The following is a 23,929-nucleotide window of genomic DNA, read 5'->3' on the forward strand; positions in this document are numbered from 1 at the left end:
CGAAGTGCATGTGCGGATGACGTTTCACTGCGGCTCGACAGCGCGATGATAGGCATGCTGGATCCTGGGCGCATGTGGACGATTTTTGGGTGTGCGCAGCAGATTGATGCGGACCCCTTTTTTCTGCGCTGCTATTGACAACGCGCAAAATCCAAAGGAGACTCATCACCATGTCTACGCCACCCTTCATCGCCATCGCGATTGAAAACCGAGTAACCATCCGCCGTGATGGTCACCCGGAGGCGTGTGCGCGTTAAACAGCAATAGCGAACCAGGCACAAGGCCTCACCGGAAACGGATGAGGCCTTTTTCTTGGGGTGGCCTCTCCGTCCGGCGACACAACTTCCGGAGATGGAGATGAACGAAGCCCCACCGCACCTCACGTGTTCCAGCGCATCTGCGCCTCCCGGCCATTGCGGCGAGCCCTCGTTGAACAGGATCGCAATTCACCTGGCACTGCTGCCCGGGCAGACCGTGTCATGGCGAATCGTGGCCGATTCCGAAATCAGTGCGCATGGCTCGCGCGTCTGGCTCACCCGTTCTTTCTCCCCGTACGACTACTGGATGCAGCCGGGCGATGTGCTGCGGGTCACGCGCGGTGAGCGTATCTGGCTAAGCAGTGAGGGCGGCGGCACGACGGAAGTCACCGTGACGAGCGAGCATGCCGGACGTCTGGCGTCGACTGGCGGGTGGCTGTGTCGCCTGAGGGAGATCGTCTTCGATCTTTCGTTTCCCCGTGCGCGATGACATTCAGGCGAGATCGGGCTCCGTGAACGCTGGTTGCTGACAGCGAGAGCCCATCGTCAGCGGGTGAATGTCAGACATGCAAATAGGAGTACAAAATGAATAACTGCAAACCAGAATTCCATGAAACCGGGAAAATATCTCAAGGCGATGACAACTTGCAGCATTGCATCGCGGGCGTTTGCCTGACGCTGCTCCTGATCACACTGTTCGTCATCGCCGGTGTTTGCATGCGGCAGGAGCCTCGCGGCGTTGACGGGGAATGTCTTCAGCGGGTGACGAACGGTGAACACGCGAGCCTTGAGGCATTTTTTCAGAATCCTGTACAGCGGGATGCGATGGCACAGGCCATCAATGCATGTTCCGGCAGAGGAGCAGCGGCGATGTGGGCGCACGAAACAACCGGGCTGGGCCGTGTGAGAATATCAGCTCATCGACTCGGATCACGGAAGGCATTGCCGACGACGGCTCACGCGAACCCGGCCGAGGGTACCAGGATTTGTACGACGGTGCGGATGACGAGATTGAGCTAACGTGTAGCGTACTGCTCCCGGCGGTCTCGTCGCCGGGTCAACCAGGAGGTGCATCATGGCTAGAAAGCCGCTAGGGGTTGGCATTGTCGGACTGCAGCCGGGAAGAAGCTGGGCGGCGATCGCCCATGTGCCGGCGTTGCGTAGTTTGCCCGACGATTACGAAATCGTCGGCGTGGCCAATTCCAGTCCTGCCAGCGCAAAGCAGGCGGCCCAGGCCTCCGATATTCCGTATGCGTTCGCCGATGTCGCCGAACTGGTGGCTTCGCCGGCGGTCCAGATCGTGACGGTGACTGTCAAGGTTCCCCATCATTTCGAGCTTGTGAAAGCGGCCATCGACGCCGGCAAGCACGTCTATTGCGAATGGCCGCTCGGGAATGGACTGCAGGAAGCGCAGGCGCTGGCCGATATGGCGCGAGCCAGGGGGGTGCTTGCTGTCGTGGGGACGCAGGCGCGAGCTGCTCCGGAGATCGAGTATCTGACCGGGCTGATCGCAGGCGGCTATGTGGGCGAGGTACTGTCGTCCACGCTGGTTGGGTCGGGCCGGATCCTCGGTCCCCATGTCAACCAGGTAGGCGCTTATATCCTCGATGTCCGTAATGGCGCCAACATGCTGACGATCCCGCTTGGCCACACGCTGGCTGCGATGCGCGACGTACTCGGCGATGTGGTCGAACTCTCGGCAAGCCTGATTCACCGGCGTACTTCTGCGACCGTGGCTGAGACGCAGGAAGTCGTGCCGATGACTTCGCACGATCAGGTGCTCGTGAACGGCACGCTGCACAGCGGCGCACCGGTCTCTATCCATTACCGTGGTGGACTATCACGTGGGACGAATCTTCTTTGGGAGATCAACGGGACCGAGGGAGACATTCAGGTGAGCGGTCCGAGCGGCCACACCCAGATGGTCCAGCTTTCCCTTAAGGGCGCACGAGGAGAGGCGTCATCAGTGGAGCCGATCGAGGTCCCGCCTTCTTTCTACGAAGGCTGGCCAAAGGAGCCATCGCCCCGGAATGTGGCCCGTGTCTATGCCCGGATGGCGGCAGATCTGCGCGATGGTACGACGAGCGCGCCGACTTTCGACGACGCGCTGGCGGTGCACCAGATCATTGCGGCGATTGAGTCCTCGGCCGGGAGCGGGCTGCGGGTGCCAGTATTGCTGCCCGGCCGCCCGGCATCTGACACCTGAGCTTTCACAAACCAGGACGAGGCGAGCGTCTTCTTCGGGGTAAACGGTCGGAGCGACCAGTTTCATCGCGTATTGTTTGTTGCACCGTGCCTTGAGTTGCCGCTGCGCCACTCCGGGCGCGGATTCTAGAGCGAAAGTTGGGCTGTAGTCAGTGCAACGACACCACCGTCGGCGCGTGGCTAGGCAAACCGGCCTTTCTCCAGACGCTTCGCAAACAAACATAGCCCGCCGTCGCACCAGTAAAGCGCCTTCAGTAGATCGCCTCGCTTGCCTCTGAAGAGGAAGATGTTTCCGCCGTACGGGTCTTTTTCCAAAGCCGTCTGCACCTTCGCAGCCAGAGAATTGAAACCGCAGCGCATGTCGGTCGCCCCTGCGGCAATCCATATCCGGGTGTTCGGCGGGATCACTTCAGGCAGTCCTGCAGAAATCGCTCGGCGAGATCCATCGACAGTCCACGAATGCGAACGCGGCGCTTGCCAACCTCGATCTCCACTTCGCAACTGGCGCTCGTTATCATGGGCGGCTCGCTCGTAGGCGGTGACGGTACGTCGATCACGTTCACCGGCAACAACGCCGTGCCTGCCTCGGTCGGGCCACCAATCCGTGCCGCTTGCGCCTCCAATTCCTTGCGGTATCGCTGCCGCCACTTAAAGACCATGTTGACGTTCAGATCGTGCTCCCGTGCAATGCGCGACGCAGATGCACCGGGTTTCAAGGTCTCCTCTACAATGGCCCGGCGAAATGCCTCCGTAAAGTTCGGCCGTTTCGGCTCCGCTGCGACCACATCGTCAGGTCTGTCCATTTTCGCTCCCGCAAATTATTTCGCGGGCACCATATTGGACAACCACTGTCAGCATTTCCAGACGGCCTTGCTCAGGCGCTTACTTTCTATCTCGCCACGAAGAAGACGCGATCGGTGCTTGCGTTCAGCGTGCTCGTGCAACGCCATTCGCGCGCATCTGCGTGTGTGGCGCCCAAAACCGGCGCAAGCCTATCCTGCAATACCGTGTTTTCCGTGCGTTTTTTGTCGCCCGGCGTAAACGTTTTGCGCAGAGGTTTCCGTCAGGGCGTAAACCTCTGTTGAGGCCCCGAAGTATCGCGTGCGAATGGCGTGCGAACCGTGTGCGAAGGCCGTGCGAAACCGCTGCGCAGAGGTCTCCCTTAGCGCGCAAACGAAATGCGTATGCCGGTGTGCAAACGGACGCGCTTCCCGTGCGCAGTACTTTCGCGTTTATCGGTTCATTCCGTGCGCATGGCATGCCCACGATTGTGCGTATGTCGTCATGCTAAACGCAGGTGTGACGTGTGCAGAAGTGGCGCGACACCGGGTGCCGGTCTGGCGTTGCCGCGTCGCAGGCCATTTACAGGTCGGGTGTTATGGATGTCCAATCCACGTCGCTGCCACGTTCGCTGATCTTGCGCTGTCGATACTCATCCATTGCCTATCGATGATCGACGTCCGTGCGTAACGTGAGGCCACACCATGCGAACCTGGTGCGTAGCGCGAGCGAACCTCGATGCGTAACGGGGCGTCAATAGCGCATGTGTCGCGCGTGTACGACAGGCGTTAAAAAGTGCGCTGTGCTCACCGCTTCCCATGACGTCCTATACGTTCCCGTATCCGTTTGCTGCGCGAAAACAGGTAGTTGACGGGTGCGTTTGCTGTGCGCAGGATGGTGACAGGTCCGTGTGTTAGCGGCGCGCAGGAAGATGTGCACGGGAGGGTGACAATGCCTGTCGCGAGGGTCTATACGAAGTCGCAATGGGAAGCGTTTGCCCGTGCGCTCGACGCGCTGCCCGAGAAGCCCGATGCGGAACGCGGCGTCACGGTGCGCGATGCGATGAAAGAGATGCGCGCACGCGTACGCGCGGCGCAGGCGAAGGGCTACACGCTGGAGCAGATCGCGGAGCAGGCGAAGTCGCATGGAATCGACATCACGGTGGGCGCTATCCGCTACGGGCTGCGTGCAGCCGGGAAGGGCGGCGGCGCGAACGGTACACGCGCGGCGTCAGGGGGGAGAGCAGCGGCACATCCAGGCCCATCAGTGGCGCGTTCGCCTGACAGTCCACCGCGTCAGAATCAGGTCCGCAAGGATGGGGGAAAGACCGTAACCGGACAACCCATGCCGGTGCAGGGCACGCTCGGATTTGCAATCCGGCCCGACACCGACGACCTGTAGGGAGTCACCATGAACAAGACAGTCGACATGACAGTCAACACCATCTATCTCGTCGGCGGTGGCAAGGGCGGCGTCGGCAAGAGCGTGGTCGCGCTCGCGCTCGTGGATCACCTGCAGCGCCGGGGCGTGAATACTGTGCTGGTGGAAAACGACACATCGAATCCTGACGTGATGCGCGCAGTACACGAAGAGATTGCGTGTGCATCGTTCGATCTGGACACGGCGGGCGGCTGGATTGACATGGTGAACTATTGCGACGGGCATCGCGATGCGGTCGTGGTGGTCAGCACGGCGGCGCGTAACCAGGATGGGGTCACGCGCTACGGCGCGACACTGGGCAGCACACTCGATGAACTCGGGCGTCGGCTCGTCGTCTTCTGGGTCATCAACCGGCAGCGCGACAGTCTCGAACTGCTGCGGCAGTTCAGCGAGACGTTCCCGGATGCGACGGTGCATGTCGTGCGCAATGGCTACTACGGTGCGCCTGAACGGTTCGTGCTGTATCAGGATTCGAAGCTGCGCAAAAGCATCGAGGCGAAGGGCCGGTCGCTGGATTTTCCCGAGCTCGCGGACCGGGTGGCCGATGATCTGCGCAGCCACCGGCTGTCGGTACGCAAGGCGGTCGAAACCCTGCCCATCGGGCAGCGCGCTGAACTGCTGCGCTGGCGGGCGTGCTACGACGCGATGTTCTCGCAGGTGACGGACGATGCGTGAGCGGCGTTCGCGGCGCACGCGCCCGGCTGATCCGCTCGCGCGGCTCTTTCTCGAAGTGAGCGGCGCGCCGCCGGATGACGCGAGCCTGCTGCGCATGCGCCGCGTGTCGGCGGCGCTGAACCTGCGGGACAACGATGCCTTGTGGTCGGTGCTGGCGGTACTGGAATACTACGTGCGCCTCTACGAAGCGATGCCGGAGCGCATCCGGCAGGCGGGTGCAGGTGGCGTCGATGCCGCGCGCGCCGAAGCGTATGCCGCGACGCAGGCGCTGATGGTGCAGCACCGCGAGGCACTCGCACGCTGCAAGGAAACGATCACGCTCGCGGAGAGGATGACCGCCGAGCACGAGGCGCGCTACCGGGCGGCGCTTGCGGCGTTAAGCGATGAGGCACTGTCGGCGCTCACCCAGCACGCGGCTGACCGGATCGCGCGCGTTGCCGGAAACCGGATTGTGGGAGCGGCGGCGGTCGCGGCGCGTGAGCAGCGGCAACGGCTCGACGCGGCACTCGCGTCATTCGAGCGGGTCGCCATGCGACGCCTGGTAAGGGCGTGTTACGGCCTGGTCGCGGGCGGTCTGGTCGTCGTGCTGCTGGCGGCGGGCGCTGGCTGCGTGGCCGGCTGGTGGGCTGGCATTCATTGGACACAGGCAGACGGCTCCCCGCCTGTCCGGACAGGCGACACCTCGCCGGTGCCGCGCCCAACCATGCGGCAATGAATCACGAAGCCCGGACGGTGCGGGCCGGACGGGACACCCGTCAGCGCGATCCCGTCGCTTACCCGGCGCGCCGCAGATGCCCCCGGCCCGTTCCCGGTGGCTGCAGTTGTGTTCATGCTGTCCCGTCTTGCCGAGCAGTCTCTTTCGCGGCGGCGACCCCGGCCAGGTAAGCCGCTTCAAGTGCGGCCCTGATGGACCAGACGGCGGTGTCATGGAAGTCGAGCCGGTCAGCGTAGCGGGTTTCGAGGGTTTCGATGGCGAGCGTGGTCCTGGCGATTTCGGCGATCTGCTTTCTTGCGGCGGCGGGCACGGCGGGCATGTTCACGATGATCTCCCGGTTGCGTTTGAAAGACGGTTGCGACGACGTCATTCACGCGCGGTTGCGCGGGAACATCAAGCGTTTTTGTCTGTGCGGCGAGCCGTCGGGCCGTTGCGGTGCCGAAGGCCGCCCCTGGGGCTGGCAGGCGCATGGCGGGCTGCGAAGCGCAGACGGCGAGCCGTCTGCCAGCGCGGCTCAGACTTCGTCGGTTTCACCCTGCTTGAAAGCGAGGGCATGCCGAAGCGCCCCAGCGGCCGCGTCATTGTGGTCGAACGCAATCATCGGCGCGCGATAGCCTTCGTCCTCGGCGCGCGCGATTGCCATGTCGTAATGCAGACCGTGTCCGTTTTGCAGGTCAGTGGCGTGAACGAAGGTCAGATAGAGGTCGGGCGAGCCTTCAGCATTGATCGCGACCACGGTCATGCGGATGCGGTTGAACATGATATTGCTCCTGTTGAGGTCAGGTGCGCAGGCAGCAGGGCGTGACCCGGTGATATGACTCAGGCCCGTGCCGCCTGTCCTGCCCCATTGCCTGGGCAACAGGGCAGGGCTCGCGGGGAATTGCCGTCAGGCCGCGAGGGGGCCGGACTGCCCGATGCTCACGCCGTCAGTGGTCGGGGAGGGCGACGTCGAGTGCGGGCTGGTTGGGGCGTTCACGGCTGCCGTATCGGGTGGCGTGTCGTTGATGTGCTCCGCTCCGCTACCGGGTTCCGTATCGGCATCGTCGCCGTCCTGTGCGTCGGTGCCGTCTGCGCTATCTGCGCCATCGCCGTCCGTGCCGCTGTCGTTGTCTTCGTCCCTGTCCTCCTCGTCCTCCTCGCCATCCCGGCCACCCCAGGACGGGACGGCGGGAATTTCCCGGTCGGTGAAGATTTCCGGCACCCAGGCAACTTTCGCGAGTCGCAGTTCGGCGGCGGCTGCAGCGTCGGCCTTCTTCATCTTTTCGAGGTCCGTTGCGGCCTTCGGTGACACGGCGGTGGCGACGACTTCGGCGATGCGCGCCTTGCTGACGTGGTCGAAATACGTGGCGCGGGTCGGCGTCCAGTACCGCGTCATGTCGAGGTTCAGCGCGCCTGCGAGCGCGTTGATCGCATGGGGTCGTTCTTCGCCCGTGATCCCGTCGAGCAGGGTCCCGGTGCAGAAGGCGAGCAGATCGAGCAGGGTCGCGCCGGGGTCCTGCTGGACAAGCCAGGGCAGCAGATCGGCGCGCTTCGCGGGCAATTCTGCGACCCAGCGCGCGCGTTGCGCCTCGACGGCGCTCCACGCGGGGCTGGTGCCCAGGTCGTCTGCGGCCCGCAACAGGCTGTCCTGATTATTGGTGCCGGTGAGCGCGAGGAAGTCGGGCGCGGACATACGCCCGAAGTGCTCGGGCAACGCCTTGGGCACCAGATAGTGCAGCAGGGCAGCGAGCGCCACGGCGGGCTGCGCGAGCAGTTCTGCGTGGACGGCGGCGGTACGGTGGGCGGTGAGACGCTGGCAGAGCTTCGCGTTGTGAATGGGCCGGAGCTTCGGTGCCTGTGCGGATGCCGGATCGTGCGCCTGTGCCTCGGGCGTGCCGGTCACGTCTGCGCCCGCCGCTTCGAGGACGCTGGCGTCCTCGCGACGCACGAGGCCGCGCTCGATGACCAGCTCACCCTGTGGTCCGACGACGACGAATACGCCCGCCCCGCCCATCTGCGTTTCGTCCCATACCAGCGCGACGCTTTCGAGGGCGATGAGCGCTGCATTGACGCGCTCGATTTCCTCGTTGAGGCGGTCGGCTTCCTCGTAGGCGCTCTCGTCGTCCTCCGAAAGGGCTTCGAGCTTTTCGGCCAGTTCGTCCTGCTGTGCGGTGAGGGCATCCATCTGCTTCTGCTCGTCATCCGTGTAGGGGCGCTGGACCGGGCGAAGCCTGCCGTAGCGGTTCAGTTCGAGGAAGTCGCGCTCGACACGTGTCTTGATCCAGCCCCAACCTTCGGCGCGCACTTCTTCTGCAGCGGCATCGAGCTTCTGCGCTACGAGCTTCTGCAGCAGTTCTGCGTCTGCGATGTAACCGGCGTTCTCATCATCGCTGAAGAGGTCACGCCTCACGTACCCGCCCGCTGCTTCATAGGCGGCGAGGCCCACGAAGCGCACGAGGCGGCTGCGGCTCGCATCGATTTCGGCGCGCGTGATCGCCTGACGCAGATAGTTCGGCTGGCGCTGCCATTCGTTCGCATCGAACCAGATGTGTTCCTGCGTTTCATGGTCATCCGCGAGGGCGAGGGCGGCAAGCTGGTCGAGCGTGATCGCGTCCTCGCGCAGCAGGCCGAGCAGCTTTGGTGACACGTTGGCGAGCTTCATGCGGCGCTTCACGGTAAGCGGCGACGCGGAGAAAAGCGCAGCGATGTAATCGACGCTGCGCCCTTCCTCGGCCAGCATCCGGTAGGCGCGCAGCACGTCGAACGGATCGAGTCCTTCGCGTTCGCTGTTCTCGATCAGCGAAATGGCGAGGGCTTCGCCGTCGCTGACGATGCGCACCGGCACCGGGTAGTCGGCGGCGATGTGTTTCTGCGCATACAGGAGGTCGAGCGCGGCTTCGCGGCGCTGGCCCGCGCAGACGCCGTATTTTCGCTGCTTGCCGCGCCCGCCCTTCATTTCGTGAACGACGAGATTTTGCAACAGGCCCTTGGCGTGGATGTTCGCGGCGAGGCCCTCAATGCCCGAGAGCGGTCGGGTGCGGGCGTTCAGCGGTGAGGGGTGCAGGCTCGAATACGGCACGGCGACGACGGGCTGTTCGTTGCCGAAACTGGTTTCAAGCGGTGTTGCTGATCCGGCGGTGTCAACGACAGGGGTTTCGACTTGGGCTTGCATGACTGACTCCAGAAAGTTGGAAAGAAGATTCCGGGTCGGCACTGCGGGATGAGTCAGGACTTGACCCGGAAAGGAGTCCTTATCAATCAGGGAAAGGCGGCGCAATATGCCGCCCGCTAGTCGTTACGATTTCATCTGCCGCATGGCGTCAGCCAGCATCCACAGCGCGCGGTTGAGCTTCACGTTCTGGTCGATGCCGGTGATGGGACGCGTGGACATGGAGCGTCCGCTGCGCGAGCGTCCATGCAGTCCGCCCTTGGTGAGGTTTTCCTGCGTTCTTTGAAATACCGTCCACAGGTCGTCCCGGCGGTCCTCGAAGCGACGCGGGGCGAGTAACTGGCTTTCGGTGACGGGGGCGGGTGCTTCGGTGTCGGACGGGTCGTAGCGCAGCGCGAGGGCGGAGCGCGCGAACGCGTACTGTTCGTCGCGATCGAGCGTGACGGCTTTCATGCCGTCCTTCTGTTCGCGGATCAGGTCGAAGCCGTCGAGCACATCGAACGCGCCGTTGATGACGTTCTGCACGATGTTGCCCCTGTGCGGGACGCGGACCTCGCCGATGGTTTCGCCCGCAACCATCCCGTTCTGGCAGACGAAGCGATAGACGCCACCGAGCAACTGGAATCCGCTGGACCCATCGTGCGAATTGAGGAGGATGACTTCGTTGACATCCTCGCCGGTAATTTCGCTCGCGGGGCGCATGCGGATCAGATGCTTGGTGAATTCGCGCTTGTCCTGGGCGCGCACGCGGGTCTGGCACACCATGAACGGCTGGAAGCCTTCGTTGCGCAGACCGCGCAGCACGTCGATGGTGGGAATGTAGGTGTAGCGGTCGGAGCGGCTTTCGTGCTTGCCGTCCGCGAAAATCGAGGGAGCAACACGGCGGATCTGGTCGTCCGACAGCGGCGAGTCGGAACGGAGCATCGGGGAACCGTAACGGAAGGAGGAAGCGAGTTGCATGACACTCTCCACAGCAAAAAGGTTGAGGGGTGTTGCGCTGACCGGGCCCCAAGATTCCGCCCGCCTCGTAGGGGTTGGGCTCGTCCCGGTGGAACCCGGGGTTGGCAGTGCTGCCGCCAGTCCCCTGAGTTCGCGCCCGTGCGACTGAAGGAGCCGATGGCCGCCCGGTGTCAAGGAAAAAGGCGAGGGAGGGGTGCGGGCAACACGGTCCCTCGCCCCTTGACACCGGGCGGTCATCGGCTACGGTCGCGGGTGTCGGGCGGGAACTCAGGGGGCAGGCGGCTGCGAAGCTCCGGGTTTGACCGGGATGAGCCGCCGCGCGGCGAGCGCGATCGTGGGGGCCGCCTGTGCGGCCTCCACCTAACCAGGTCTTTCAGGGGTTAAAAGGGGGGTGCGTCAGGGATTGATGCCCGGCAGGGCCGGGACGCCGCGGGCGGCCCGGTGCGCAGGCACGAAAGCCCGGCCCGCAACGTGAGTGGAGGGAGACGTCCGGCTGGCCGTCACATGCAACACAATCGCCCGTCAGTCGGGTCATCGTGGGCGAAACGGCCTGCCATGCGCAACCGGAAGCCGGTGCAGGACTCATCGTCCGTGGACGTTCCACGCGGTTTGCATCCCGGGTCAGTCCATCAGGGGAAACTGCCGTGCCGCGTATTACTGTTGCGGTGCCGGTAACGGGTGCGAACGGTGTGACGGCATGGGATGAATCAGGTGATCGCGCGATGGCCATTGCTGCTGATGAGAGAATCCCCGGCGGCACCGCCGCGGGCTCGTCGCAGGGCGCGTGCTTGCTACAATAGCAACCCGTTCAAGCAACGAAAGCAGCGTGACATAGCGATGCCTGTGCAGCCAGAGAGTGAAGCCGCGGACGTTCCCCCGGGCAGCGGACAGGCCCCGGCGGCTAACGCTTGCCAGCGCGCTGGCGCAACGGGAGCGAACAAGCGCATTCATCGGCTCGCGCATCCATGCGGACGTGTTCGAGCTTGAGGTGGTGGACATCGGGCCATACCCGGATCGAGACGGAAACGTCGTGACTTTCCTTGCGCGCCCGGTCGGGGATGCCGTGCCGCGCACCGGTGACATCCTCAGAACCGCCTGGGGTATCTGCAGGATTGTGGAGTGACCCCCGCACCGCGCGTCGACGGCACGCCGGTGCGCGCGCAACCGGTCGTCAGCCAGGGGCATGAAGAAGTGACCGGGGAGAAACGCAGATGCAGGTTCCTCCACGGTCCCCTATAGCGCCGTCAGTCAGACGCTGCCTACGCTCTCAACGAGGAGAATGCGCGCCTCGCCCCGCGGATGGGCGACGTGTTCGCAGCCAACTCCCGCGTAAAAGACATCTCCGGCGGCCAGTGTGGCGACCTGTTCTTCGCCCGCCTCACGATAATGCATGTCTACCGTTCCATCGAGCACAGCGAACACCTCTTCGCCGTCGTTCACGTGCCAACGGTACGGCTGGTCCGTCCAGTGCAGACGTACGCTGATGCCCTGCATCGTTGCGATGTCGAGCGCACCCCATGCGCGGTCTGGCGTGAACTCGCGGCTGCGGATGACTTTCATGGCCTGCTCCTGACCGAAGACGTATCCATCGTAGCCTGGGGTGCCCATAACCGTGCTGGCGGCGAGCTTCGCGACGCGGCGCGCATGAAGGGGGCCCGATGATCGGTTACAGGCGCCGCGCGCCCGACGTGCCCGCGAGCTGTGAAGGCGGGAAGCCGAGTGCGTGGCGGAACATGGTGGAGAAGGCCGGCGCATTCGCATAGCCGAGTTCAGCTGCGACCACGTGCAAAGGGACGCCGCGGCCGATGAGGTCGATGGCGCGTGAGAGCCTGAGCTGCCGGCGCCAGATTGCAAAGCTCGTATTCAGCTCGCTCTGGAAAAGCCGGGCCAGCGTCCTGTCGCTCGCGCCGACAACGCGGGCCCATTCCTGGAGCGTGCGGTCCGAGCCGGGCTCCTCCATCATCGCGGCGCACAGCGTGCGCAATCGTCTTTCTGAAGGCAACGGCAAGCCCAGCGGCAGCGTGGGTGCTTCACGGATTTCCTCGAGCAGCAGCTGCATGGCGAGGGACCGGTGGCGGGGCGAAGCCGGCGTGCTGCCGGCGACCGATTCGGTCAGCACGCGCATCAGGTCCGAGACTTCGATGACCGAACACGCATCGGGCGGCAGCGGCGATGCACCCGGCTCGATATAGAGCGCGTGAAACTCGACGTGCCCGAGCATGACCACCTGGTGGTCGATGCCGGGCGGAATCCACACCGCACGCCAGAGCGGCACGATCCACATCATCCCGGGCGCGCTGACCCGGATGCTCCCGACCCGCGGGCAGGCGAGCTGCCCCCAGGTGTGCCGGTGCCATTCGATGATGCCGTCCGGCGGCGGCAGGCGCAGATGCGCCATGACCGGCTCCTTGCGGGTGGGCACTCTCTTGGGCTGCGGATCCCAGGCATCGCGTCGTGGCATGTTTTCGTAAGAAGATGTCTGTCAGTCGAATCATCGCCATAGTACAACTGCCTATGATGAAAGTGAAAGCAGTTCAGCCGGAAAACGAAGGCCGGTGACGAGGAGGCGGCAGTGGGCGAACTGAAGGCAGCCAGGGTCGAAGTGGAGGGACCTGCGCGCAAACCCGGGCGCAGGTCGGTGCATGCGCGTTACGGGGAGCAGATCGGCACGGGCCTGCTGATCCTGTGGGTGGTGGCGGCGCTTATCCTGACGCGGTATGTACCGCTTATCCGCGGCTATCCGGTGGCCATGTCCCAGGCGGCGATCCTTGTGTTCTTCACGGTCTGTTCATGGGCGCTCGGGTTGCTGAAAGAGCCCGTCACGACGCTGCTGTTTTTCCTCTTCGCGATGCTGTTCAGTGTCGCGCCGGCGCAGACCGCCTTCGCGGGCTTTTCGTCGCCCGCCTGGTGGCTGGTGTTCGGCGGCGCGATAACGGGCGTGGCGGTGCGCGTGACAGGGCTCGCGGGCCGTTTCAGCCATGTCCTGCTGGCCGCGAGGATCGACACATACGGGCACTATGTTGCCGCGGTCGCGCTCGGTGCCGTAGCCCTCGCGTTCGTGATGCCGTCGACGACGGGTCGGGTCCTGCTGCTCACGCCGCTCGCGCTGACCCTGGCGGACCGCCTGGGTTTCGGGCCCGGACGTCGCGGACGCACGGGACTGGTGATGGCGGTCGCTGCGGGAAGCTACATGCCGCCGACGACGATCCTGCCTGCGAACATCCCGAACTCGGTGCTGCTTGGCGCGGCGCAGTCACTCTATGGCGTCCACCTGCATTACGGCCCGTACTTTCTCCTGCATTTTCCCGTGCTCGGCGCGCTGAAGACCGTCGTCCTTGTCTGGCTTATCTGCCGCCTGTTTCCGGACCGCGTCGAGTCTGTTTCCGGGCCTGAAGCGATTGACGGGCGGCTGTCGGGACGGGAATGGACGCTCACAGTCATCCTTGGACTGTCGCTGCTGTGCTATGCGACCGACTTCTGGCATGGCATCTCTCCGGCGTGGGTGAGCCTCGCCGCTGGCGTGGCGTGCCTGCTTCCGCAGACGGGAATCGTGCCGGCGAAGGACTTCAGCGAGCAGGTCCACGTTACGCCACTCGTGTACGTCGCCGGATTTCTGGGGCTCGGAGCGCTGATTTCGGAATCCGGGCTCGGGGGCTGGGCGGCCGGTCTGATACTGCACTGGGTGCATATGATGCCGGGCCACACGCTCGCGAACGTAATCTGGCTTGAGCTGACTGGCGCATGCATCGGACTGCTGACGACATTGCCGGGACTGCCCGCGGTTCTGACACCGGTGGCGGGGCAGTTCGCGCATGCGAGTGGATTACCGCTGTACACCGTGCTGATGCTTCAGGTGCCGGTGTTCTCAACGGTTTTCCTGCCGTACCAGTCTCCACCCATGATGATCGCGATGCATATGGGCGGCGTTTCCCTGCGGGACGGGACGAAGCTGTGCATCCCGCTTGCGGCGATCACGGTGATTGCCCTCCTGCCCCTGGACTGGATGTGGTGGAGGCTGCTGGGCATGGTGTGAGGTATTCCCGCGGTGAACGCGTCTGTTGCGTCATGTCCGGGCCAGGATGTGCCTGGAGCGGCGAGGGACGAGCGTGGCCGGTCAAGCACGCAGCAGCATACCGGATAGGCAGGTGACGATCGTGTGGGCAGAACGATATGCTGGACCTGAGACGATTGCGCTATTTTGTGGCCCTGGCCGACGAGTTGCATTTCGGGCGTGCCGCGCAGAGGCTGCATGTCGCGCAGCCGCCTTTGACACGTCAGATCGGGCTGCTGGAGGCCGAACTGGAATTTCCGCTGTTCCAGCGGACGAGCAGGACCGTTCAACTGACGACGGCGGGTGCGAGATTTCTGCCGTTCGCGCGTGCCATCGTGGACGACTGCGTACGGGCCGAGGATTACGCGAGGAAGCTCGCGCAGGGCACTGCCGGATCGGTGACGATTGGATATTCCGCTTCCGTCTCGCTGGACGCCGGATTCGGTGCCGCACTCAGATCGGCAGCGTTACAGTTCCCCGATATCGGATGGTCACTGGTGGAGATGCCGTCAGGCATCCTGAACGAAAGTGTTCGGGGCGGGCAGGTCGACATCGGCATATCGCGTCTTGCGCCGGGCACCGAGCGGGCTGATGTTCGCATCGAGCGGCACCTGACGGAGCACGTCGTCGCCGCGCTCGCACTGGATGATCCGTTATCGACGCATGAAGGTAAGCGGTAGTTTCTGCCGCGCCTAGCGCGGCCGGGTCAAGAAGATCAAGCTGCGTCCGCAACCTCAACATTGCGGACGAATTGAAATGAACGCGTCCCTCCCGTGAACGTAAGAATAAAGGGAAGGCGGATCCTCTCGGGCCAACGGCATCGATGAGCCCATGTGGAAAAATATGGAACTTTCCCTGGCAACCGGAGGATCCAGATGAATCGTACGGCGGTGGGTGTGGATATCGCGAAGTCGGTGTTTCAAGTGCATTACGTTGATCCGGAAACCGGGGAGATCGTGAACAAGCCGATCAAGCGCGCGAAGTTCTTGGAGTTCTTTGCGAACCGGGCACGTTGCCTCATTGGTATGGAAGCGTGCGGCGGCGCCCAACACTGGGCCCGACAACTGATGAAAATGGGACACGAGATCAGGCTGATGCCGGCGGAATTCGTCAAGGCCTTCAACATCAGGAACAAGAACGACGCGGCGGACGCGCGGGCAATCTGGCTTGCTGTGCAGCAGCCCGGCAAGCCGGTCGCTGTCAAGACAGAGATGCAACAGGCAATGCTGGCACTGCACCGCATGCGCCGACAGCTCGTGACATTTCGTACGATGCAGATCAACGGTCTTCGAGGCTTGCCGACGGAATACGGTGAAGTCATGGGACGAGGCCGTGCAGCCTTGGACAAGGCAATACCGGAAGTACTCAGGCGCGTCGCAGAACGTTTGCCCGCAGTGGTAATTGACACGCTGCGCGAGCAATGGAATGGACTAACGAAACTCGATGAGCAGGTCGCCTGCATCGAGCGCCGGATGCGCGAGTGGAAAAAGCAGGATAAGGCCGTGCAAGCGATCAGTGAGATTCCCGGTGTCGGACTGCTGACAGCCACGGCGGCAGTTGCGATGATGGGCGATGCGAAGGCATTCAGTTCGGGGCGGGAATTTGCCGCATGGGCCGGTCTTGTGCCGAAGCAAACCGGTTCAGGTGGCAAAGTGAACCTGCACGGTATATCGAGGCGCGGGGACACGTACCTGCGCACGCTACTGATTCACGGGGCGAGAAGCGTGCTGACGCACGCGAAGGATCCAGGGCCGTGGGTTGAGCAGATGAAGAAACGGCGCCCGCTAAACGTGGTCGTAGTTGCCTTGGCAAACAAGATCGCGCGCACAATCTGGGCAGGGACATTTCTGCGGTACTCATATAATTTCCCTTGATTTATGGCAGGCTGGATCTGGCACGCGTCGCGCCCGACCTCACATACACCCTCCCGTAGAAAACCACTCACCGACAATCATCGTCGAGGGACATCATGTCCGAAATAGCGCACGCCCTCCGGCCATGCACCTGGATGATATGCAAAGGCCGTCCGCGCATCGATTCGCAAATAGTTCTCCGCACCTGCCTGCGTCACCTCTGGCCCTCGGTCCCGCAACGCGTCGGAGGAAATGGCGGAAGGTCGAACGATCGCGATGTGTCCGGGCGTCTTCAGGTTCGGACTTTCGTAGGCCACCACAACGAGTTTTCCCTGATTCGCGAGTGACTGGGCTTGACGCAAATCTGCAATCGCGAACCATCCTGCGCCCCGTCCTTCCGGACTGTTAAACCAGTGCGTCTGTGCACTCGCGAGAAGGATTTGACTGTGCTCCGGCGGCCTTAACATGTATACGTTCAACCGTTCGCCGATGGCTGCCGCGAATGCACTGCAATGCGTGTGTTTGCCTGGCCCGGCATATCCCTCGGGCTCGTCAGGCTCGCCCGTTTCCCAATTAATGTGCCGGTGGTTAGGCCAGAGGTGTTCGACGTTCGAGTTGTCGAGCATCCCGAGAATCGTTTGTGCAGCGGGCGAAATAGGCCCGCAGCATGGCTCCGCGATGGTTGTCGTGCTGACGCCTTGCAATCGAGACCCAGAATCCCCCGACGTGCATCCCGTCGCCATCAATAGCGAGAGGACGACCACTAACGCCGCATAGATTATGGTTGTTCGCATTGTTGTGCCTTATGGTTCGAGAAAACGTTTCTAGCTCCTGCCAGAGCTACAGGTTTAGCACCAGCATCGCTGCCAATGCGAGAGGAAAGCATTTCTCTCATCGCTTGGCGCTTGTGTCGGGTCCAGCAGCAAAAGCAGGAAACTATAATCGGCTGTTGCAACCCGTCAAAACTTCTTGCCGATTCCTGCGGTCAGTAGGATCTGGTGATTATTGGACGACGCTGTGCCACTCAACTGAGCTTGATGCGTCGCGCCACCAGCGCGTTGCCAACCCGCCATGAAGAACAGATGGGTGGTTTTTGAGAAAAAATAATCTGTTACCACAGCGACCTGATTGAAATTAGATTTCGAATTAGAGAATGAAAGGGACTTCCCCGTCCCGAGGCTGCGGCGGAAGCCGCGAGTCGGCATCAATGTGCCAAGATGAAGTTGCGAACGTTCATCGACACCAGCGAGAGGGGAAGTCCATGCCTATTGTCACTATCGGAATCGATCTTGCCAAGAATATATTCGCGGTTCACGGTGTGGACGAAGCCGGTAAAGCGATGCTGATCAAGCCACGTGTGCCGCGTGATCAGCTGGCGACGTTGATTGCGCAGTTGCCAGCGTGCCTCATCGGCATGGAGGCCTGCTCCGGTGCGCATCACTGGGCCCGCCTCTTCCAGCAGCATGGCCATACCGTCAAGCTCATGGCGCCCAACCTTGTGGCGCCTTATCGCATGTCGGGCAAGCGAGGCAAGAACGACGCGGCGGATGCTGCTGCGATCTGCGAAGCCGTGGCGCGCCCAAGCATGCGTTTCGTGCCGCTGAAGGACGAACATCAGCAGGCAACGCTTTGCCTGCACCGGACACGACAAGGTTTCGTTGAAGAGCGAACCGCGACCTACAACCGGTTGCGAGGCCTGCTCCCGGAATTCGGTGTAGTGCTACCCCAGAGCCCGGAGAAGTTGCGTAGGTACGTCACGGAACACCTGGACGCATTGCCAGGCTGGGCGAAGCGTAGCATCGGCGATCTGCTTGAGCATGCCGGCCATATCGAGGATCGCCTGCTCGAATACGACCGTGCGATCGCTGAGATCGCGCGTGAGGATGCGCGCAGCAAGAGACTGATGCAGTTGCGCGGCGTCGGCCCAACCACGGCCAGCGCGTTGCTCGCCAGTATCGGTGCCGGGCGCGACTTCAGAAACGGCCGACAGGTAGCAGCCTGGATCGGACTCACGCCCGGTCAATACAGCAGTGGCGGCAAGGCGCGGCTGGGCAGCATCACGAAGGCAGGCGACGCCTATCTGCGCGGGTTGCTGGTCAACGGTGCCCGCGCCGTCATTGCCAATCTCGGCGAGAAACAGGATCGTTTCAGCCGTTGGGTCCGAACCCTGATCGAGCGCCGTGGCTACTGGCGAGCTGCTGTCGCGATTGCCGCAAAGAACGCGAGATTGGCTTGGGCCTCGTTGAAATATGGCGAGGACTTCAAGCTCGAACCTGCGGCAGACTGAGTTCGATTCGAGCCTGTCGATCTACCAATGCCTGGACGCGAGCACGGACATCATGAGCACATAGAAGCGATCACTTTGCACTGCCAGCGGTGATGTGAAGCGGGTTGGACCCGCGCGGGGCGTACCTGGCTAACACGGCGGGGATATCCATTCCCGGCTAGAGAATGAGACCCCTGCGCGCGTCTTTCATCAGGGTCCGGGCCATTGGTCCAACATGACCGGTTGTAGAACCGCAGTCCTTCACCTTCTCACATACACCAGCGCGGCATTGCAGCATGTATCGACATGCAAACCTCGATTGAGCTTGTGCTCAACGGGGAAGCCCTTGTAGCGTGTTAGGTACTTTGGATAATGGGCACAGCATGGACGAGCATGAGCATGGCGAATACGACGAAGTGCAGGCCTGCCAGGGTTTCGGGCAGGCGCTCGTAGTCGCGTGCCAGCCGCCGGAAGCGGTTAAGCCAGCCGAAGCTGCGTTCAACCACCCAGCGACGCGGCAACAGCACGAAACCTTTCTTCGCCTCGGGCAGTTTGATGACCTGCAATTCCATGCCTTCGTCGCGCGCAGCCTGTGCAGCGGTATCACCCGTATAGCCCTGGTCGGCAAAGGCGAGTTTCACCGTCTGACCCGTGACGTGCTGAACCTGACGCGCCAGCTCGCCCACCTGCGCGCGCTCCTGTTCGTTGGCGGGCGTGATGTGTACCGCGAGCAGCAGGCCCAGCGTGTCAACGGCCATATGGACTTTGCTGCCTCGTTTGCGTTTGTGACCGTCATAGCCTGCGCGTGGTCCGCTTTCGCACGTGGACTGCAACGTGCGCCCATCGAGAATCACCGCACTGGGCTGGCCCTGGCGCTCCTGTGCCACACGCAGCACCGAGCGCAAATCGTTGACCATCGCCTTGAAGCAACCCGCATTGAGCCAGCGCTGCGTTTGTTGATAAACCAACTCCCACGGCGGGAAGTTGGTCGGCAGCATGCGCCACGATGCTCCGGCGCGCGCCATCCAGCGCAGCGCGTTGAACATTTCACGCAGTTCGTATCGGCGCTGCGGCGCGCCTTCGTTCATCAAGACCAGGTAGGGAGCGGCGAAGCTCCATTCCTCGTCCGAAACGTCCGTGGGGTATGGCTTGCGTTCTGGCATTGCGCCAGGTTACCAGGTTTGACACAAAGTGCCTAACACGCTCTTCTATGGGGAACTAAAAGTCAAGCCCGGTTATAAACATTCTGTTATACGAAGTAAATCTCCTTGTCCGGCCTCTACGGCCAGCCTGCGCGGTCACCTACCATGACCAGGCGCAGGCTGGCCGTAGAGGCCGTTGCGTAAAGAACGGTACCGACGCTCATCGCGTAAACCTTGTTGCAGCCGGGCATGTCAATGTCATTCAGGTCAGGGTGTCTGTTGACCGGTCAGTGCCGGGTCGACCTTCTATCCGTGCCGGCCTGACAGGCCGGTCACCTCATGCCGCATGCGCGAAGCGCTGGCGCCACCCTGTTACCGACGCGCCCCATCTAGGGAAACGGCCACCCGCAGTGGGTAGCCCGAGCGTGTTCCGGGCGCGTTGACCTTTACATGCTGTTGCTGCATCCGATGTCATTCAGTCATTCAGGCCCTCACGGTGTTGACGTCGCGCGGCTTGAATATCGCGCCGACGGGGATCTCGCCGTGCTCGAGATAACGCCACAGGGCGATCGCCAGACGGCGTGCGAGCGCGACGATACCGATGCGCCGCATCCGCTTGCCGGTACCGGCAAAGCGCTCGTTGAACCAGTGGCTGAGCTGGCTGCCGGGCTGCAGGCGCAGCCAGCTCCAGGCGAGCTCGACCATCAGCCAGCGACATCGCCGGTTGCCCGCCTTGCTGATACCGAGTTCAACCTCGCTGGTGCCGCTGGCGTACGGCGTGGGCGTCAGGCCCAGACAGCCGGCCACTTCGCGGCGGTTGCGAAACTGCCGCCAGCCGAACAGTTCCCTGACAAGCGTCCACGCGCTGCCTGCACCGATGCCGGCAAGCTGGGCGAGCAGCGCCATGCCGGGATGTGCGCCGCTGCGCACCTGCCGCTCCTGCTGCACTTCGAGCAGGCGGATCTGCTGGTGCACCAGCACGAGCCGCTCACATTCGCGGTCAATCTCGGCGCGCAGCCCGGGCGCCAGCAGCTCGCGCTGACTGGTCCACCAGTGCGTCCAGATGCGACCGCCGACAGACCGGATCCGAAGGTTGTGCAGTACCAGCAGGGAGCGGATCCGGTTGGTGTGCGCGGTCTGCTCTTTGCGCAGGCGTTCGAGCTCACGGTGCAGGCGCCGGTCGTCCTCCTGCTCGGGCGTGGGAATGCGTGCCACCGCCCACACGCGCCGCTCGCCCGCGTAATAGCGCATGAGCATCGACAGCAGCTTGTCGCTGTCAAGCCGGTCTGTCTTGGCGCGACGCGCACGGCGGTTCACCTCGATGCTGGCCGAATCCACCACGAGATTGACGATGCCCTGTTCAGCCAGCCAGCGGTGCAGCCAGAAACCGTCGCGGCCTGCTTCATAACAGCTGTAGACGGGTGCGTCGGCGCCGAGATGGCAACGCGCCCTGGCGTTGGCGATGGCGGTGAGAACCGCCGCGGTATCGCCGGCGGCGACCGTACAGCGGCTGGGCGCGCGCTGGCCATCACCCAGTGAGAGCTTCCAGTTCCTCTCGCCCAGTTCAAAAGCCATGTACAGGCGGCCACCTGCCGTCGTATTCTGCCCACGGAGGGCTGTGTCAGGCGTATCCATTTGCGTGCTCCTTCGGAGAAAACGAGTGTGCAAGTCCCGTTTTACTCCAGTCGGGCTTTCTGTCGCTGCCCTCCCACATAGCATCTAGCGGGGAATGCGCACGGTCAGGTCGGCCAACGTGCCAATGCCGGGCGCGCGCAGCGCCTTCGCAGTTCTCGCGGAGAACTATCATTCGATATCGCTGCTGATCTGCGGCTCCGGCGCTGACAATGACCGGAGCATCCCGATCGCGTGCGTCACCGCCGTGGCACGCTTGATACGTTCGGAGGCTGAACGGCCGAACAGCATGGCGAGATCGTCGCGGTGAAGACTACGGGCCACAGCAACCGGCTGGCGACGGATGCGCCGCGCGGACTGTCCCTCGCTTACGCGACAGGACAGGTAACGCCGGACCGCTTCCCGCGCCGCCAGGCCTGCATACCAGCCGCGCAGCGTAGCCAGCGAGTCGGCATCGGGAAAGCCGTCCGTTGTCGGCGCGGAAGCGGGGAGGAGGCGAGGCGGATTTTCATGACCTCGAGCTTAGTCCATCAACGTGTGCGTTGAGATAAGAAAACTTATCTTCATAGATCGGTCAGCAAACTGCAACCGCAGCCTCACCGCCTATGAGCACATCGCCGGGGGCTGCTTCCGCCTTCACGACCGCGTTTTGTCGACCCAACTCGGTTGTTTGACATGCCTCCTTCGAAAGGGTCGCTTTCGAAGCACAACGGCCACACAGGTTTTGCGATTCAACCGGTGTCGGACGTTGATAACGGAAACACCCACGCGTTTGAGAACATGTTGATTGCGTGTCGATGTTCGCAAATCGCAAATGCCTTCCGGCCTTTTGATAGCGGCCCTTCAGTGTTTCGAATGCAACTATCGCGGAGTGATCAGCCACGGGCAAATACTGGCAATCAACGATGATTTTTTCACATCGGTGGGGATAAAAAGAGGATGAACAGAGGATGATGATCCCGCTCGCCGCTCCTGATAACCGTTTCGTTGCCAGTCTTATCGGCAGTTCGTCGATGAATTTTCTGCAAGCAACGGTGGAGGGTGACGGCCAGCTCACGCGAGGCCAGGTTTCCAGTTAGCCGTGTCGGACCATATCGCCGCATGCTCAAGGAATCGTCGGAAACGAAGGTCGTCGCCGACATTCGTTCCGAGCATCTTTTTCCGGTCACGGACGGTGACACGGCCAGAGACTCTGCCGGCGGCTGGGTGCAAGGGCGTATCGAACTGGTCGAACCACCCGGTTCGCTGGTGATGGTTCAGGTCATGGTGGGCTACTCGGTGATCGTTGCGCAGTTCGAGCGTCCGCCCGGCTTCGATGTAGGCAGGGCGATCATCTTGCAGCACAAGATCTACGCGCCGCACGCATTTGACGTCGGCACAGAGCGCTCCGTACTTGCTGCTCCCCTCAGAGTCCCCTGCGGAGTTTGGCAGTGCATGAGCGAACGCTTCGAACCGTACTCCTAACGAACTGAAAAAGTCATAGCAGCCAGCCATGAAAAAAATTTTCAATGATCCATCGAATGTTGTCAAATCAGCGCCGCGGTATTGCCGGGACGGTACCCGCCGATGCTCTGACGACACCGAGCACCGCGCTTGCAGCGCTGGGGACTGCTTTGCGCGGGGCGATTGCGGGGCAGTTCCGGGCCGGTCTATGCCACCGCGCTGGTTCGTGCCTCGCGTAGTTTCTCCGACTCCTCTGCTCCAACCGCGCAGCAATGGGTCGCCGCCTTCAGGAGCGCCGCTGATGCCATCAGTGAGCTACGCGGGGCTAAGCCGGCCGACCGCACCATGCTCGACGCCCTCGTCCCCGCAATCGAGGCGTTCGACAGTGGCCTCTAATCCGGTCTGGACGCATCTGGCGCCTGGGGAGTGGTGGCCGTCGCGAAGGCTGCCGCTGTATCGCTACTTCGGCGGCTCGGGCGCGATGCAACTGCCGGTGCCGATGATGAACATCGTCAACGGCGGCGCGCACGCGAACAACAGCCTGGATATCCAGGAATTCATGATCGTGCCGGTCAGCCAGCCGAGCTTCCGCGAAGCACTGCGCTGCGGCGCCGAAGTGTTTCACGCATTGAAGAAGATCCTGTCGGATCGCGGCATGAGCACGGCGGTGGGCGATGAAGGCGGCTTCGCGCCGAACTTCGGCAGCAACGACGAATGCCTGTCGACCATCCTGCAAGCAATCGAAAAAGCAGGCTACCGTGCCGGCGAAGACGTGCTGCTCGCGCTCGACTGCGCAGCCAGCGAGTTCTACCACGACGGCAAGTACCAGTTGGCCGGCGAAGGCCTGCAACTGTCGTCGACGGAATTCGCGGACTACCTGGCGAATCTCGCCGACAAGTTCCCGATCGTGTCGATCGAGGACGGCATGCACGAAAGCGACTGGGCGGGCTGGAAGACGCTGACCGACAAGCTCGGCAAGAAAATCCAGCTGGTGGGCGACGATCTGTTCGTCACCAACACGCGCATTCTGAAGGAAGGCATCGAGAAGGGCATCGCGAACTCGATCCTGATCATGATCAACCAGATCGGCACGCTGACGGGAAACTTTCGCGGCGATCGAAATGGCCAAGCGCGCCGGCTACACGGCTGTGATCTCGCATCGTTCGGGCGAAACCGAAGATTCGACGATTGCGGATATCGCCGTCGGTCTGAACGCCGGGCAGATCAAGACGGGTTCGCTGTCGCGTTCGGACCGCATTTCGAAGTACAACCAGTTGCTGCGCATTGAAGAAGACCTTGGGGCGATATCGCCGGCTACCCGGACAGATCGGCGTTCTACACCATCCAGGGCGCGAAGTCCCG

25 protein-coding genes and 1 pseudogene are annotated in these 23,929 nt (G+C 62.7%); 13 read left to right on the forward strand and 13 right to left on the reverse strand.

Going from position 1 to position 23,929, the window contains the following annotated elements:
• Positions 1–357: 357 nt before the first annotated feature.
• The 3 genes from BXE_RS38900 (at position 358) to BXE_RS38910 (ending at position 2,463) form a co-directional block, all read left to right on the forward strand.
• On the forward strand, positions 358–747 hold the full coding sequence (locus BXE_RS38900) for a DUF2917 domain-containing protein (RefSeq protein ID WP_040123544.1): 390 nt from the start codon (positions 358–360) through the stop codon (positions 745–747).
• Between the two features lie 95 nt (positions 748–842).
• Positions 843–1,277, forward strand: a complete 435-nt coding sequence (locus tag BXE_RS38905; protein WP_011493629.1) for a hypothetical protein — start codon at positions 843–845, stop codon at positions 1,275–1,277.
• A 55-nt stretch (positions 1,278–1,332) separates the two neighbouring features.
• Positions 1,333–2,463, forward strand: a complete 1,131-nt coding sequence (locus BXE_RS38910) for a Gfo/Idh/MocA family protein (RefSeq protein WP_011493630.1) — start codon at positions 1,333–1,335, stop codon at positions 2,461–2,463.
• Positions 2,464–2,642: 179 nt separating this feature from the next.
• Here the strand turns inward: BXE_RS38910 and tnpB are convergent, their stop codons facing one another.
• Positions 2,643–2,870, reverse strand: coding sequence for an IS66 family insertion sequence element accessory protein TnpB (gene tnpB, locus BXE_RS38915; protein WP_011493631.1), 228 nt, complete (start codon positions 2,868–2,870; stop codon positions 2,643–2,645).
• Positions 2,867–3,265, reverse strand: coding sequence for an IS66-like element accessory protein TnpA (gene tnpA, locus BXE_RS38920; protein WP_011493632.1), 399 nt, complete (start codon positions 3,263–3,265; stop codon positions 2,867–2,869). Before tnpA ends, tnpB begins: the two co-directional genes overlap by 4 nt.
• A gap of 928 nt (positions 3,266–4,193) precedes the next feature.
• On the opposite strand from tnpA, the gene BXE_RS38925 reads away from it, so the two are divergent.
• Genes BXE_RS38925 through BXE_RS38935 form a run of 3 tightly spaced genes read left to right on the forward strand, consistent with a single transcriptional unit; the run spans position 4,194 to position 6,072 of the window.
• On the forward strand, positions 4,194–4,643 hold the full coding sequence (locus BXE_RS38925; protein WP_011493633.1) for a hypothetical protein: 450 nt from the start codon (positions 4,194–4,196) through the stop codon (positions 4,641–4,643).
• Between the two features lie 9 nt (positions 4,644–4,652).
• Positions 4,653–5,357 (forward strand): P-loop NTPase, encoded by a 705-nt coding sequence (locus BXE_RS38930; protein WP_011493634.1) that lies wholly within the window; start codon positions 4,653–4,655, stop codon positions 5,355–5,357.
• Positions 5,350–6,072, forward strand: a complete 723-nt coding sequence (locus BXE_RS38935; RefSeq protein ID WP_011493635.1) for a hypothetical protein — start codon at positions 5,350–5,352, stop codon at positions 6,070–6,072. Before BXE_RS38930 ends, BXE_RS38935 begins: the two co-directional genes overlap by 8 nt.
• Before the next feature lie 112 nt (positions 6,073–6,184).
• Here the strand turns inward: BXE_RS38935 and BXE_RS38940 are convergent, their stop codons facing one another.
• From BXE_RS38940 to BXE_RS38970, 6 genes are all read right to left on the reverse strand, one after another.
• A complete protein-coding gene (locus tag BXE_RS38940) occupies positions 6,185–6,391 on the reverse strand; it encodes a DUF6900 domain-containing protein (RefSeq protein ID WP_049782505.1) in 207 nt (68 codons plus the stop codon).
• Between the two features lie 195 nt (positions 6,392–6,586).
• Positions 6,587–6,832, reverse strand: a complete 246-nt coding sequence (locus tag BXE_RS38945; RefSeq protein ID WP_011493636.1) for a hypothetical protein — start codon at positions 6,830–6,832, stop codon at positions 6,587–6,589.
• Positions 6,833–6,958: 126 nt separating this feature from the next.
• Positions 6,959–9,223: a ParB/RepB/Spo0J family partition protein gene (locus BXE_RS38950; protein ID WP_011493637.1), complete on the reverse strand. Its 2,265-nt coding sequence runs from the start codon at positions 9,221–9,223 to the stop codon at positions 6,959–6,961.
• Between the two features lie 123 nt (positions 9,224–9,346).
• Complete coding sequence (locus BXE_RS38955; RefSeq protein ID WP_011493638.1) at positions 9,347–10,180, reverse strand: DUF932 domain-containing protein; 834 nt, start codon at positions 10,178–10,180, stop codon at positions 9,347–9,349.
• A gap of 1,248 nt (positions 10,181–11,428) precedes the next feature.
• Positions 11,429–11,740: a cupin gene (locus BXE_RS38965; protein ID WP_040123541.1), complete on the reverse strand. Its 312-nt coding sequence runs from the start codon at positions 11,738–11,740 to the stop codon at positions 11,429–11,431.
• Positions 11,741–11,846: 106 nt separating this feature from the next.
• Positions 11,847–12,578 carry an AraC family transcriptional regulator gene (locus tag BXE_RS38970; RefSeq protein ID WP_233518917.1) on the reverse strand — a complete coding sequence of 244 codons (732 nt, stop codon included), beginning with the start codon at positions 12,576–12,578 and terminating at the stop codon, positions 11,847–11,849.
• 174 nt (positions 12,579–12,752) lie between these two features.
• On the opposite strand from BXE_RS38970, the gene BXE_RS38975 reads away from it, so the two are divergent.
• From BXE_RS38975 to BXE_RS38985, 3 genes are all read left to right on the forward strand, one after another.
• The gene (locus BXE_RS38975) at positions 12,753–14,213 is read left to right on the forward strand and encodes an SLC13 family permease (RefSeq protein ID WP_011493643.1); all 1,461 of its coding nucleotides are present in this window, start codon (positions 12,753–12,755) and stop codon (positions 14,211–14,213) included.
• Positions 14,214–14,350: 137 nt separating this feature from the next.
• Complete coding sequence (locus BXE_RS38980; protein ID WP_011493644.1) at positions 14,351–14,911, forward strand: LysR family transcriptional regulator; 561 nt, start codon at positions 14,351–14,353, stop codon at positions 14,909–14,911.
• Positions 14,912–15,106: 195 nt separating this feature from the next.
• The gene (locus tag BXE_RS38985) at positions 15,107–16,105 is read left to right on the forward strand and encodes an IS110-like element ISBfun2 family transposase (protein ID WP_011493645.1); all 999 of its coding nucleotides are present in this window, start codon (positions 15,107–15,109) and stop codon (positions 16,103–16,105) included.
• 77 nt (positions 16,106–16,182) lie between these two features.
• Here BXE_RS38985 and BXE_RS44980 read toward each other — a convergent pair whose 3' ends face one another.
• On the reverse strand, positions 16,183–16,710 hold the full coding sequence (locus BXE_RS44980) for a hypothetical protein (RefSeq protein ID WP_148223098.1): 528 nt from the start codon (positions 16,708–16,710) through the stop codon (positions 16,183–16,185).
• Between the two features lie 333 nt (positions 16,711–17,043).
• Positions 17,044–17,289, reverse strand: a complete 246-nt coding sequence (locus BXE_RS46180; RefSeq protein WP_148223099.1) for a hypothetical protein — start codon at positions 17,287–17,289, stop codon at positions 17,044–17,046.
• Between the two features lie 56 nt (positions 17,290–17,345).
• Here BXE_RS46180 and BXE_RS38990 point away from each other — a divergent pair, with 56 nt between their 5' ends.
• Entirely contained in the window at positions 17,346–18,371 is a 1,026-nt protein-coding gene (locus BXE_RS38990; protein ID WP_011493648.1) for an IS110-like element ISBfun1 family transposase, read from the forward strand.
• A 335-nt stretch (positions 18,372–18,706) separates the two neighbouring features.
• Here the strand turns inward: BXE_RS38990 and BXE_RS38995 are convergent, their stop codons facing one another.
• The 3 genes from BXE_RS38995 to BXE_RS46800 all read right to left on the reverse strand — a co-directional run bounded on the left by BXE_RS38995 (position 18,707) and on the right by BXE_RS46800 (position 22,181).
• Positions 18,707–19,513 carry an IS5 family transposase gene (locus tag BXE_RS38995; protein ID WP_011493649.1) on the reverse strand — a complete coding sequence of 269 codons (807 nt, stop codon included), beginning with the start codon at positions 19,511–19,513 and terminating at the stop codon, positions 18,707–18,709.
• 462 nt (positions 19,514–19,975) lie between these two features.
• The gene (locus BXE_RS39000) at positions 19,976–21,127 is read right to left on the reverse strand and encodes an IS110 family transposase (protein ID WP_011493650.1); all 1,152 of its coding nucleotides are present in this window, start codon (positions 21,125–21,127) and stop codon (positions 19,976–19,978) included.
• Positions 21,128–21,698: 571 nt separating this feature from the next.
• On the reverse strand, positions 21,699–22,181 hold the full coding sequence (locus tag BXE_RS46800) for a hypothetical protein (protein ID WP_148311802.1): 483 nt from the start codon (positions 22,179–22,181) through the stop codon (positions 21,699–21,701).
• 44 nt (positions 22,182–22,225) lie between these two features.
• Between BXE_RS46800 and BXE_RS39005 the strand changes: the two genes are divergently transcribed.
• From BXE_RS39005 to eno, 3 genes and pseudogenes are all read left to right on the forward strand, one after another.
• On the forward strand, positions 22,226–22,588 hold the full coding sequence (locus BXE_RS39005; protein WP_040123539.1) for a hypothetical protein: 363 nt from the start codon (positions 22,226–22,228) through the stop codon (positions 22,586–22,588).
• A 162-nt stretch (positions 22,589–22,750) separates the two neighbouring features.
• Entirely contained in the window at positions 22,751–22,963 is a 213-nt protein-coding gene (locus BXE_RS45330; RefSeq protein ID WP_041744351.1) for a DAK2 domain-containing protein, read from the forward strand.
• Between the two features lie 49 nt (positions 22,964–23,012).
• Positions 23,013–23,915 (forward strand): annotated as a pseudogene (eno, locus tag BXE_RS39015) (phosphopyruvate hydratase); the annotation flags it as partial.
• Between the last annotated feature and the right edge of the window lie 14 nt (positions 23,916–23,929).

Origin of the sequence: Paraburkholderia xenovorans LB400, from assembly GCF_000013645.1 — a bacterium.
Taxonomy (GTDB): domain Bacteria; phylum Pseudomonadota; class Gammaproteobacteria; order Burkholderiales; family Burkholderiaceae; genus Paraburkholderia; species Paraburkholderia xenovorans.

Coding starts and splice junctions, on each gene's coding strand:
- BXE_RS38900 (WP_040123544.1), top strand. CDS start 358: ATGAACGAAGCCCCACCGCACCTCACGTGTTCCAGCGCATCTGCGCCT.
- BXE_RS38905 (WP_011493629.1), top strand. CDS start 843: ATGAATAACTGCAAACCAGAATTCCATGAAACCGGGAAAATATCTCAA.
- BXE_RS38910 (WP_011493630.1), top strand. CDS start 1,333: ATGGCTAGAAAGCCGCTAGGGGTTGGCATTGTCGGACTGCAGCCGGGA.
- tnpA (WP_011493632.1), bottom strand. CDS start 3,265: ATGGACAGACCTGACGATGTGGTCGCAGCGGAGCCGAAACGGCCGAAC.
- BXE_RS38925 (WP_011493633.1), top strand. CDS start 4,194: ATGCCTGTCGCGAGGGTCTATACGAAGTCGCAATGGGAAGCGTTTGCC.
- BXE_RS38930 (WP_011493634.1), top strand. CDS start 4,653: ATGAACAAGACAGTCGACATGACAGTCAACACCATCTATCTCGTCGGC.
- BXE_RS38935 (WP_011493635.1), top strand. CDS start 5,350: ATGCGTGAGCGGCGTTCGCGGCGCACGCGCCCGGCTGATCCGCTCGCG.
- BXE_RS38940 (WP_049782505.1), bottom strand. CDS start 6,391: ATGCCCGCCGTGCCCGCCGCCGCAAGAAAGCAGATCGCCGAAATCGCC.
- BXE_RS38945 (WP_011493636.1), bottom strand. CDS start 6,832: ATGTTCAACCGCATCCGCATGACCGTGGTCGCGATCAATGCTGAAGGC.
- BXE_RS38950 (WP_011493637.1), bottom strand. CDS start 9,223: ATGCAAGCCCAAGTCGAAACCCCTGTCGTTGACACCGCCGGATCAGCA.
- BXE_RS38955 (WP_011493638.1), bottom strand. CDS start 10,180: ATGCAACTCGCTTCCTCCTTCCGTTACGGTTCCCCGATGCTCCGTTCC.
- BXE_RS38965 (WP_040123541.1), bottom strand. CDS start 11,740: ATGAAAGTCATCCGCAGCCGCGAGTTCACGCCAGACCGCGCATGGGGT.
- BXE_RS38970 (WP_233518917.1), bottom strand. CDS start 12,578: ATGGCGCATCTGCGCCTGCCGCCGCCGGACGGCATCATCGAATGGCAC.
- BXE_RS38980 (WP_011493644.1), top strand. CDS start 14,351: ATGCTGGACCTGAGACGATTGCGCTATTTTGTGGCCCTGGCCGACGAG.
- BXE_RS38985 (WP_011493645.1), top strand. CDS start 15,107: ATGAATCGTACGGCGGTGGGTGTGGATATCGCGAAGTCGGTGTTTCAA.
- BXE_RS44980 (WP_148223098.1), bottom strand. CDS start 16,710: ATGCTCGACAACTCGAACGTCGAACACCTCTGGCCTAACCACCGGCAC.
- BXE_RS46180 (WP_148223099.1), bottom strand. CDS start 17,289: ATGCCGACTCGCGGCTTCCGCCGCAGCCTCGGGACGGGGAAGTCCCTT.
- BXE_RS38990 (WP_011493648.1), top strand. CDS start 17,346: ATGCCTATTGTCACTATCGGAATCGATCTTGCCAAGAATATATTCGCG.
- BXE_RS38995 (WP_011493649.1), bottom strand. CDS start 19,513: ATGCCAGAACGCAAGCCATACCCCACGGACGTTTCGGACGAGGAATGG.
- BXE_RS39000 (WP_011493650.1), bottom strand. CDS start 21,127: ATGGATACGCCTGACACAGCCCTCCGTGGGCAGAATACGACGGCAGGT.
- BXE_RS39005 (WP_040123539.1), top strand. CDS start 22,226: ATGCTCAAGGAATCGTCGGAAACGAAGGTCGTCGCCGACATTCGTTCC.